Origin of the sequence: Saccharibacillus sacchari (assembly GCF_037722395.1) — a bacterium.
In the GTDB taxonomy this organism is placed as follows: domain Bacteria; phylum Bacillota; class Bacilli; order Paenibacillales; family Paenibacillaceae; genus Saccharibacillus; species Saccharibacillus sacchari_A.
In genome coordinates, this window is sequence record NZ_JBBKAR010000057.1 from 35663 (window position 1) to 45637 (window position 9975).

The following is a 9975-nucleotide window of genomic DNA, read 5'->3' on the forward strand; positions in this document are numbered from 1 at the left end:
CTATTTTTCAACCGACCCATCCCAGACCGCTTAACGCTGTCCAGATGCCCGACCCGAGGATCAGCCAGAGCGAGAGCCTTTTAAATAATCGTTCGTCGAAACGACGCACGGCTGTCGCTCCGAGCCAGACCCCGATCAGCATTGCCGGAATCGTGCCCGCCAAAAAGCTGCCCGTTTCCCGATCCAACAAACCGGCCGCCGCAAACGATACGATACTGACCAGGTTGAGCACGACGCCGTTCAGCGCCAGATTGGCACGGAACTCCTGCTTGCCCATTCCCTGATTGGACAAAATCAACGCCAACGGCGGGCCGCTGACCGAGATGCTTCCGTTCAACAATCCGCTCAACAGTCCCGCCGTCAGAAAAGCGATGCGTTCGTTGCGGATCGGCAGCGATCTTCCGAGCAGCATCAGCGCGGCAAACAGCGAAATCAGCAGACCCGTGACCGTTTTGAGAATAGAAGCGTCCACGACGACCAGCAAATAAGTGCCGAAGGGCGCCGCGACGATTCCCGCCGCGATCAACAGCCAGATCTGCCTGACGTTGACGTCGCGGCGGTTGGGAATGACGACTAGCAGACAGACAAACAAGCTAAAAATGACAATGATCGGAACCGCTTGCCGCAAAGGCAAAAACAGACTCAGCAGCGGCAAAGCGATCAAAGCAAAACCGAAACTGGTCAACGTTTGAACAAAGCTTGCCGCGAGAATGATCAACACGGCGAAAACAAGCACGGCAGATACTGTCATGACGCCCCTTCTTTCTTTTCCGAGCGATTTACCTGATGTTTCCATCATAGCGCATTTGCGAAGGAACAAGAAAGAACGCCGAAAAGACGGCGTAACGGAACGCTTGTCCGTTGCACCGCCTTGTCGAGCGTTCTTTTGAAGCTGACGAATCGTCGTGACGCCCAGTCGTTGAAATATGATCCAAACGCAAAACGACTCAATCCGCCTTATTTCCGGCGTTACGCGCCGTTGCGATCCTTTATAAATCCGGAAGACGCCTTTTTCGAAGCTAAGGCTAAGAGTCCTCCCGATCCGTTACATGCTATCTCGGAGAAAAAAGACTTTATTCTCCGTCCGTCTCCGCCGCCTCCGACTCTTCCGCCGAAGCGATCACCGGCGTTTCCGCCGTTTTCAGATCGTCCGGCTTCACGGCGTAAGCCCATTCGCTGCCTTCCGGGATGACCCAGACGATCAGGTCGGTGTCGGGGTCTTGCTTGCCGGTGTAGATGCGCGTTTCGGCTTTGCCGTTTTCGCGCGTGACGAGCTTCAGCGCGAAGTCTTTTTTGGCCGAAGCCAGCGTCGAAGCTTTCACCGGCAGACGGTCGCTGGCGATATACTTCAGCGAACCGGAGATCGTCGCGGCATCGGTATCTTCGATCGCCTGCCCGTCCAGTTTCCAGACCGGAGAAGTTTCGTCGGACGACGAGTTCGTCAACGTCCAGGCTGACGATCCGCGCGTATACGCCAATTCGCTCAGATCGGCGTCGTCCCAGGAGAACGGCGTCGTATCGACCAGCGTCGTGATGCTCGGCAGCAGCGAAGACGCGGCGTTCGTATCGATCTGCACGACGGAACCGCCGTCGATCTGCGCGTAATCGCCGCTTCCGGTCGGCAGCGTGTCGCCGATCGCGATCGTGACGACGGTGCCGTTGGTTTCGGTCAACGTGATGCCTTTGGTCGCGACGTCAAGCCCGTAGCCGCTCGCGTCTTCGGGAGCTTCCTCGACGACGCTGCCCTGCTCGGCTGCCGACAGCGTATCCAGCCAGGAATCGACGGCGTACGGATTGGTCGGATATTTCTCGGGTTCGGTAAAACTCCAGTCGTCGCCGTTTTTCACGAGCTGATACGTCAAGTCGCCGTTGGCGATGCGAATGCCGGCTACTTTCGCGGTGTCGATCGTCGTCAGCTTGGCGGCAGGCGCTTCCTTTTCCTCGCCGAACAAATTTTGCGACAGCGCGTAGCCCAGACCGCCGATGAACACGACGACGAGGATCAAAGTCGGAATATATTTTTTCATACGCGTCTCCGTCTCCACCAGAGCAGCACGCCCGCCAGAACGAACAGCAGCGGGAACACGATCATCGTGCCGATCAAGATATAACGCGCTTGCGGCGCGGTCAGGTAGGCCGTCTCGTATTGCTGCCGTTCGCGCGCGCGGATCGTCAGATCGCTGACGTTGCCGCTTAAGTAGTTGATGCTGTTCAGCGCGAAGTCTTTGTTTCCCTGCTCCGCGATCTGGTCGTCCGTCAGGAAGTAGGAAGTGCCGAGCAGCACGACTTTCGGATTGCCGTCGGCATCGTCCACCGCGTAGCCCAAATACAGCGGTCCGCTCAAATCGGTGCCTTCCGCGTATTCGCTGGTCGATTGCAGCAGTCCGGCCAGATCCGTTTCCCCGTAGCTTTCGGCGGAAGTGCTGAGCAGAGGCGAGACGGTCAAGCCTTCCGGCGCTTCGGCGGTTGCATTCAATGCGACGGACAGATAGGTCATCGGGTACACTTTGCTTTCGCGCAGCTTGTCGGTAATCGCGTGGTTTTCATAGCTCGGCACGACGGTCAGCGGATCGTAGAGCTGCGTGTTCGTTTTGTCGACCGCGATCGCATGCTCGTCGGTCACGCCGTACTTTTTCATCAGCGCGTCGATATTTTTCCAATCGCTTTTCATATCCGGGTTGAAGCCCAGCGACAGGAACAGCTTGCCGTCGCCGTCCAGATACGTCTCGATCAGCTTCAGTTCCTCGTCGCTCAGATCGGTCTCCGGCGCGACGATCATCAGCAGATCGGCATCTTCCGGAATTTTGCCCGCCTGATACAATTGCAGTTCCTCAACCTCGGTATTATCGGCTTTCAGTCCTGCTGTCAGTTGGGTTAGACGCGATAGCGGGAACTCGCCGTGTCCGGCCAGCACGTAAGCTTTGTGCGTCTCGGTCGCGATCAGCGCATTAAGCGCGCTTGTCAGCTTCGACTCCCCGAGGAAGGTGTACGAGCTGCTGTCGCCGGAGCCGAACATTTCCTGAAACGTGATCGTTTGCGTTTTCTCGCCGTACGTCAGGACGATCGAGCTGGACGACAAATTATACTGACGCGCCAGTTCCGGCTGCTGCACGAGGCTATACGTATGCACGTCGAGCTTGCTGCTTTTTTTCGCGTATTCCCCGACCAGATCGGTAATCTCTCGGGTGACCAATTCGCCGTCGGTATCGTTGTTGGTGAATACTTCGACTTTGATCTGATCCGGCAGTTTGCCCAGCACGGTAGTCGTCTGATCGGATAGCGTGTACTGCTTGTTCGCCGTCAGGTCGAGTTGGAAGCCGGAAGCTTTGGTCAGGAAAAGGGTCAACAGCACGAACAAGCCGATCGAAGCGAGCGCAATAACCAGTGTATTCGCGTGGTGCAATATGCGTTTGGATTTTTTATTCATGATCTACCTCCACCGTTTCCGTTCGATCACCTGGATACTGAGCACCACGAACAGCACCGCAAGCGAGACATAGAAGATCACGTCGGGGCCGTTAATGACGCCTTTGGTCAGGTTCGAAATCCGGTCCGGCAGCGAAAAAGGTTCGATCCATGCCGATAACGTCTCGTTTTGCGAAGTCATCGAACCCGCCAGCCAAAACAGCAACAGCAGCACGAATCCCGCTACGGCGGACACCATCTGATGCTGGGACAGCGACGAAGCGAATAATCCGATCGCCATCATGGACGCGCCCATCAGGAAAACGCCGAGCACCGATAGCCAAAGCGTCAGCATATTGAGATTGCCGAACAGCGACATCACGGCCGGATACACCAGATTGCATACCAGCAGCATCATCAGCACGCCCAGCGAAGCCAGGTATTTGCCCAGCACGACTTCCGTTACGCTCGCCGGGGAAGTGAGCAGCAGTTCGTCCGTGCCCTGGCGGAATTCTTCGGATACGAGGCGCATGGTGAGGATCGGGATCACGATCAGCAGCATGAACAGCATATCGCTCAGGATCAACCGGTAATCGATGATGCTCGGCTGATAGGTCACAAAATCGACGTAGAACATAAAGCTGGACATCAGAATATAGATCGCGAACGCGAAATACGAAGTCGGGGTCAAAAAGTACAGCCGAAGTTCTTTGCCCGAAATGGCTAAAATACGGTTCATTCGCGCTCACCTCCGCTGTTGGCGTCGGGCGAATCCGTCGTTTCCGAAGAAGCAGCGCCATCGGAACGATTGAGGGAAACCGGCTTATCGGCCACCGTAGAATCCTCTGCTGCCGAAGCCGCCGGATCGGACGTCAGTTTCAGGAACACGTCTTCCAGGGTCAGATTTTCTTTATGCAGCTCCAAAATCGGCAAATCCGCTTCGGCCAGCAAACGGAACAGTTCTACGCGGAAATCCTGTTGATCGCCTGCGGTCAACAGGGCGCGGACACTTCCGGATATTTGGGTATTGGATAAAGCAAGACTTTCCGGGTTTTCGGAGTGAGTCTTTTCAATCGTCGAAATTTTCGTATTATCGGACGACATTATCGACTCTCCTTTTTCGGAAACGCGATCCTGATCCGGTGCTGCCGTGCTTGCCGCCGAGCTGTTCGCTTCCGATCCGTCAATCGCCAAGGAGGTCACCGGATTTTCGCCTGCTTCCGGCGGCCCCGTCCGAATCTCGGCCGTAATGCCGCGAGCTTCCGCCCACCGACCGAGCACGGTCTCAATCCGCTCGCGTTCGCCGCCTACTTCAAGCGTAACGGCAAAGCGATTCTCCATCCGCGCCCCGATCTCGTCCGGCGCTCCGTCCATCACCAGTTCGCCCCGGTTGATGATCAATACCCGGTCGCATAACGCTCCGACTTCCTGCAAAATATGCGTGCTGAGCAGCACGGTATGATTCTCGCCCAGCTCCCGGATCAGGCTGCGAATCTCGATGATCTGGCTCGGGTCCAGACCGGACGTCGGCTCGTCGAGCACCAGCAGATCCGGCTTATGGATAATCGCCTGCGCCAGCCCCAGACGCTGCTTGTAGCCTTTGGACAAATGCCGGACCGACTGGCGTTCGCGCCCGTTCAGTCCGAGACGCGATACCATCTCTGCCACGCGAAGCTTCTGCTCCCGTGCCGGAACGCCGCGCAGCTTCGCTACGAATTTCAGATACGAATCGACCGTCAGATCGGGATACAGCGGCGGCATTTCCGGCAGATAGCCGATCTTCGAACGTGCTTTCCTCGCTTCGTCGTGCACCGATAATCCATCTACCGTGATAATGCCTTCCGTCGGATACAAATACCCGGTAATCATGCGCATCGTCGTCGTTTTTCCCGCACCGTTCGGCCCGAGAAACCCGACGATCTCGCCGCGCTGCATCGAGAAATCGATCTTCTGCACGCCGCGTCCGCCGTCATACTTCTTGCTCACCTGCTTCACTTCGAGCACACTTCTTCATCCCTTCTTCGTTCATATGTATGGGCTTGCGAGCAGTCCTCAAACTGTTCTAACTATAGGCCGGAAAACATAAGTAAGGCTTAAACGAAGTTTAGTCAGGGCTTAAAATAATGTGTCTAAGTTGTGAACAAGATCTGTCGAAACGCAAGCAGATCTATCCTCGACGCCAAAAAAGCGAACGTTGGGATTAACCCACCGTCGCCTTTTCCATACCGGTCTATTCCTTGCAATGTTCTTCCGTTTTCTCGACGAATTCCCGAATCAAACCGAGCGTTTCCCAGCTAAAATGATGTTCCAGGTTCGCGCTCTCCGTCTCCACGCGCTGCTCAGGCACGCCGATCCGACTCAAAAACCGTTCCAGCGTCTGTTTTCTTTCCCGCAACTGCCCGCCGATCCGCTCGCCTTCAGGCGTCAGGAAGATCCAGCCGTATTTTTCATATTCGATATATCCCGCTTCGGCCAGTCGACGCGCCATCTTGGAAGCAGCGGACGGATTGACGGATAAGGCTTCGGCAACGTCGGTCACCCGCGTATAGCCTTGCGCTTCGGACAATCGGTAAATCTGCTTCAAATGATTTTCCATCCCGCGTGTCGTCATCTGCTCCCTCCCTTATGCAGAGCTGGCCGTCGGCCGAAGCCGTTTCGCCAAAATCCCGTGTTTGGGCGAAACGATAAAGCTGAACATAAATACAATACCGGTCGCAAAAGCCATAGAGCCGGAGATCGAGGTATCCAGCCACAGCGCGATGTAGTAGCCGAATACCGCCGACAAAATGCCGAACGCCCCGCTTAACGCCATCATGACCGCCAGCCGATCCGTCCACAGGTACGCGGAAGCGGCAGGCGTAATCAGCATCGCCACGACCATGATCGCGCCGACCGCATCGAACGAGGCCACCGTCGTGATCGACACCAATCCCATAAACGCATAATGCATCAATCCGGCGGGAATGCCGAGACTGAGCGCAAGCGCCGGGTCGAACGACGTGATTTTCCATTCTTTATAAAAAGCGACGATGGCGATCAGCACGATCGCCAGCACGATCGACAACGTAACCACCGCCTCCGGCACGTCGCCGAGCAGCGGAAGGGTCGATTTTTCCCAGGGGATAAACGTGATTTCGCCCATCAGCGTATGCTGGATATCCAGATGCGCGTTGCCCGCCTGCGTCGAGATCAACACCACGCCGAGCGCGAAAAACGAAGTAAATACGACGCCGATCGACGCTTCCTGCTGCACGCCGAGCGAATGCAGCCATTGCACGAGCAGCGTCGTCAGCAGTCCGGCGGCGACCGAACCGATCAGCATATGGATGCCGCTCAGTTCGCGAGTGACGAGAAAAGCGGTTACGATGCCGAGCAGCACGGTATGGCTGATCGCATCGGCCATCATCGCCATCCGGCGCAAAATCAGCAGCGTGCCGACCAGTCCGCACGAGACGCCGACAAGCGACGCGGTCAACAAAATCCATCCGGCGTAACTCATACCGCGTTCCCTCCTTCCGCCGTACGGCGCTCAGTTTTCGGCTTGGTCAGTTCTTTGCGCAAACGGCGTTGCTGCACGGCTTGCACGACGACGCCTTTGCGAGTGCCGAACGCCAGCGAGACGATGAACAGCGCTGCGGCGGACAACACGATGAAAGGTCCGGTCGGCCACCCGTTTCCGTAGGCGCTGAGTACCGTTCCCGACGCTCCCGACACGCCGCCGAATACCGCCGACAAAATCACCATGCGTCCGAACGAATCCGTCCAGTACCGCGCGCTCACCGCCGGGGTAATCAGCAGCGCCGCCATCAAAATCACGCCGACTGCCTGAATGCCCACCACGATGACCAGCACCAGGCAAAATAGGTACAGTGCATTCATGAATCGACCGGACAGCCCCAGGCCTTTGGCAAAAGCGGCATCGAACAAAAAGAGCTTCCATTCTTTGAACGCGACGACCGCTACGATCAGCACCAGCAGCGCAAGTCCCGACATCAACCAGACGTCGCGCTGCACCATCGAAGCGGCCTGGCCGAAAATAAAGCTGTCCAGCCCGCTTTGCGCCGCTCCCGCCATCCGGTTGACCATCGTCAGCAGCATAATCCCGAAGCCGAAAAAGACCGACAGCACGATGCCCATCGCCGCGTCTTCCTTGATCCGGCTCGACGAGCGTATCCAATGGATGAGCAGCGCGCCAAGCAATGCCCCGGCCGCCGCGCCTGCCAGCATGACCGGAAGATTTTTCGATCCGACCAACGCGAAGCCGATAATGACGCCGGGCAGAGAAGCGTGCGATAACGCGTCGCTCATCAGGCTTTGCCTTTTCCAATACGCGAAGCAACCGACAATGCCCGCCGCCGTACCGAGAATCAGCGTGCCGAGCAGCACCCACTGCGCATTGTGCGAAAGTCCGGCGATCATCATCCCGACGTCACTCCTTTCCACCGCAACGTGCCCCCGTAAGCGCGATGCACCAAGCTTTCGGTAAACGTCTCCGCCGTTGGCCCGTGCGCGACCACCGTCCGGTTGAGCAGCAGCACGTGATCGAAATAATCTTCGACCGTTTGCAGATCGTGATGCACGACGAGTACCGTTTTGCCGCGGCTTTTGAGCAGGTTAAGCGTCGCCATGATCGCTTTCTCCGTCGCGGCGTCCACGCCGGCGAGCGGCTCGTCCAGCAGATACAGATCGGCGTCCATCACAAGCGCGCGAGCGAGAAAAACGCGCTGCTGCTGCCCGCCGGACAATTGGCTGATCTGTCTGGACGCGTATTCTTCCATGCCCATTTCCCGAAGCGCCTGCAAAGCTTGCTGACGATGCTTTTTGCCCGGACGGCGCAGCCAGCCGATCCGGCCGTACAAGCCCATCAGCACGACGTCGAGCGCATCGGTCGGGAAATCCCAATCGACCGAACCGCGCTGCGGGACGTAACCGACGCGAGATTTGACTTTGGCGTAAGAAGCGCCGAAAAAAGATACGCTGCCTTCCAGAGCCGGATGCAGCTCCAATATCGTTTTGAGCAGTGTCGATTTGCCCGCGCCGTTCGGGCCGACGATTGCCGTCAACGTGCCGGGCTTAACCGTAAATGTGGCGTGATCCAGCACTTTGTTTTTCCGATACGAAGCCGATAATCCCTCTACTTGCAGTACCGACGTCATACGCTCACTCCCCTTCGGCGCTCAGCGCGTTGTAGATCGTGTCGGCGTTATGGCGATACATGCCGATATAAGTGCCTTCCGGTGTTCCGGTATCGCCCATCGCGTCGGAAAACAGCTCGCCGCCGACTTTGACGTCGAGGCCGCGTTTTTTCGCGCCTTCGATCACCGCGTTGATCGACGCCGGATTGATGCTGCTTTCGACGAACACGGCCGGCACCTGGTAATCGACCAACAGATCCACGGTGTTGTCGATATCCGACAACCCGACTTCGTCTTCGGTGCTCAAGCCTTGAAGCCCGACGACGTCGACGCCGTTCATGCGGCCGAAGTAACCGAACGCGTCATGGGCGGTAATAAGCACGCGTTTTTCTTCCGGAATTTGAGACAGCTTGGCTTGCGCGTCGGTTTTGAGTGCGTCCAGTTCGGCGAAATAGGCGGTTTTGTTGCTTTCGAAGTAATCGGCGTTTTCCGGCGAAGCTTTTTTAAGTTCTTCCGTGCCCGCGCTGAGCGCTTGCTTCCAGAGATCGATATCGAACCAGATATGCGGATCTGTCGCGCCTTCTTCGTCGACCAGCAATTCTTCCTGCGGAATGGCTTCGCCGATCGCGGCTACCGGTTTGCTTTTGCCGATTTCTTCGAATACCCGCAGCATATTGGCTTCCAGATGCAGGCCGCTGTACAAAATGACGTCGCCGCTTTCCAGCTTGGCGATATCGCCCTGCGTCGCTTGATACAAATGCGGATCGACGCCCGGTCCCATCAGGCTTTGCACGTTGACTTTGTCGCCGCCGATGACCGAGATCGGTTCCGCGATCTGCGCGATGGTGGTGACGACGTTAAGCTTGCCTTCGTTATCTCCTGCGGCATTCGCGGTGCTTGCGTTATTTGCGTTTTCGCCTGCTGCGCAGCCTGCCAGCCAGAGGGCGAGAGCGGTTACGATGAAAGCCATTCCCCATTTTCGGATTCCTTTTGTTTTTGTCACGACTGATCCTCCTTTATCTTTTGTGCATCTAAAAATTTTTACCTAAGGCAAAACTTATGCTTATGTATAAAATAATTTCCTGAGGTGAATTTGTCAATGTCAGAAATAGAGGGGAAAGTTTCCTTCGCGGAAACATTGGAAGTCCTATTCGAGGGGGAAGCTGGGGGCGCTGCGGGAAAAATTCGTTCAGGCCGCTGTCTCACCGTAGAATTTAAGATTGAAATGTACATTTCAATCTTAAATTCTACGGTTCAAAGGCGTCCTTCACTGAATTTCTCCCTCCGCTAGAGCTTCCGCTATCGAATAGAATTCCTGATTTCCAAAAGGGAACTTTTTGGGGGAAGGGAAGAAAACAGAATAAAGCATAAAAGAAAAAAAGCAGCAAAGGATGGGATCGGCTTGGGGGAGGGCAAGTTGAGCGGAGGAGGGAAT

Annotated in this window: 10 protein-coding genes; all 10 read right to left on the reverse strand. The window is 56.3% G+C overall.

What is annotated here, in order from left to right; genetic code table 11:
* Positions 1-7: 7 nt before the first annotated feature.
* The 10 genes from WKI47_RS24145 to WKI47_RS24190 all read right to left on the reverse strand — a co-directional run bounded on the left by WKI47_RS24145 (position 8) and on the right by WKI47_RS24190 (position 9510).
* Positions 8-751 (reverse strand): sulfite exporter TauE/SafE family protein, encoded by a 744-nt coding sequence (locus WKI47_RS24145; RefSeq protein WP_340229757.1) that lies wholly within the window; start codon positions 749-751, stop codon positions 8-10.
* A 322-nt stretch (positions 752-1073) separates the two neighbouring features.
* Positions 1074-2027: a DUF4340 domain-containing protein gene (locus tag WKI47_RS24150; RefSeq protein ID WP_340229758.1), complete on the reverse strand. Its 954-nt coding sequence runs from the start codon at positions 2025-2027 to the stop codon at positions 1074-1076.
* Complete coding sequence (locus tag WKI47_RS24155) at positions 2024-3427, reverse strand: GldG family protein (RefSeq protein WP_340229759.1); 1404 nt, start codon at positions 3425-3427, stop codon at positions 2024-2026. The genes WKI47_RS24150 and WKI47_RS24155 overlap by 4 nt, the downstream gene beginning before the upstream one ends.
* A 3-nt stretch (positions 3428-3430) precedes the next feature.
* Complete coding sequence (locus tag WKI47_RS24160) at positions 3431-4144, reverse strand: ABC transporter permease subunit (protein ID WP_340229760.1); 714 nt, start codon at positions 4142-4144, stop codon at positions 3431-3433.
* Positions 4141-5409, reverse strand: coding sequence for an ABC transporter ATP-binding protein (locus tag WKI47_RS24165; protein WP_340229761.1), 1269 nt, complete (start codon positions 5407-5409; stop codon positions 4141-4143). Before WKI47_RS24165 ends, WKI47_RS24160 begins: the two co-directional genes overlap by 4 nt.
* Before the next feature lie 226 nt (positions 5410-5635).
* On the reverse strand, positions 5636-6016 hold the full coding sequence (locus WKI47_RS24170; protein WP_340229762.1) for an iron dependent repressor, metal binding and dimerization domain protein: 381 nt from the start codon (positions 6014-6016) through the stop codon (positions 5636-5638).
* A 12-nt stretch (positions 6017-6028) separates the two neighbouring features.
* Entirely contained in the window at positions 6029-6904 is an 876-nt protein-coding gene (locus WKI47_RS24175) for a metal ABC transporter permease (RefSeq protein WP_340229763.1), read from the reverse strand.
* Positions 6901-7827 carry a metal ABC transporter permease gene (locus WKI47_RS24180; RefSeq protein ID WP_340229764.1) on the reverse strand — a complete coding sequence of 309 codons (927 nt, stop codon included), beginning with the start codon at positions 7825-7827 and terminating at the stop codon, positions 6901-6903. Before WKI47_RS24180 ends, WKI47_RS24175 begins: the two co-directional genes overlap by 4 nt.
* The gene (locus WKI47_RS24185) at positions 7824-8561 is read right to left on the reverse strand and encodes a metal ABC transporter ATP-binding protein (protein ID WP_340229765.1); all 738 of its coding nucleotides are present in this window, start codon (positions 8559-8561) and stop codon (positions 7824-7826) included. The genes WKI47_RS24180 and WKI47_RS24185 overlap by 4 nt, the downstream gene beginning before the upstream one ends.
* 4 nt (positions 8562-8565) lie before the next feature.
* Positions 8566-9510 carry a metal ABC transporter solute-binding protein, Zn/Mn family gene (locus WKI47_RS24190; protein WP_340229767.1) on the reverse strand — a complete coding sequence of 315 codons (945 nt, stop codon included), beginning with the start codon at positions 9508-9510 and terminating at the stop codon, positions 8566-8568.
* Positions 9511-9975 lie beyond the last annotated feature (465 nt).

Coding starts and splice junctions, on each gene's coding strand:
- WKI47_RS24150 (WP_340229758.1), bottom strand. CDS start 2,027: ATGAAAAAATATATTCCGACTTTGATCCTCGTCGTCGTGTTCATCGGC.
- WKI47_RS24180 (WP_340229764.1), bottom strand. CDS start 7,827: ATGATGATCGCCGGACTTTCGCACAATGCGCAGTGGGTGCTGCTCGGC.
- WKI47_RS24175 (WP_340229763.1), bottom strand. CDS start 6,904: ATGAGTTACGCCGGATGGATTTTGTTGACCGCGTCGCTTGTCGGCGTC.
- WKI47_RS24160 (WP_340229760.1), bottom strand. CDS start 4,144: ATGAACCGTATTTTAGCCATTTCGGGCAAAGAACTTCGGCTGTACTTT.
- WKI47_RS24155 (WP_340229759.1), bottom strand. CDS start 3,427: ATGAATAAAAAATCCAAACGCATATTGCACCACGCGAATACACTGGTT.
- WKI47_RS24170 (WP_340229762.1), bottom strand. CDS start 6,016: ATGACGACACGCGGGATGGAAAATCATTTGAAGCAGATTTACCGATTG.
- WKI47_RS24185 (WP_340229765.1), bottom strand. CDS start 8,561: ATGACGTCGGTACTGCAAGTAGAGGGATTATCGGCTTCGTATCGGAAA.
- WKI47_RS24190 (WP_340229767.1), bottom strand. CDS start 9,510: ATGGCTTTCATCGTAACCGCTCTCGCCCTCTGGCTGGCAGGCTGCGCA.
- WKI47_RS24145 (WP_340229757.1), bottom strand. CDS start 751: ATGACAGTATCTGCCGTGCTTGTTTTCGCCGTGTTGATCATTCTCGCG.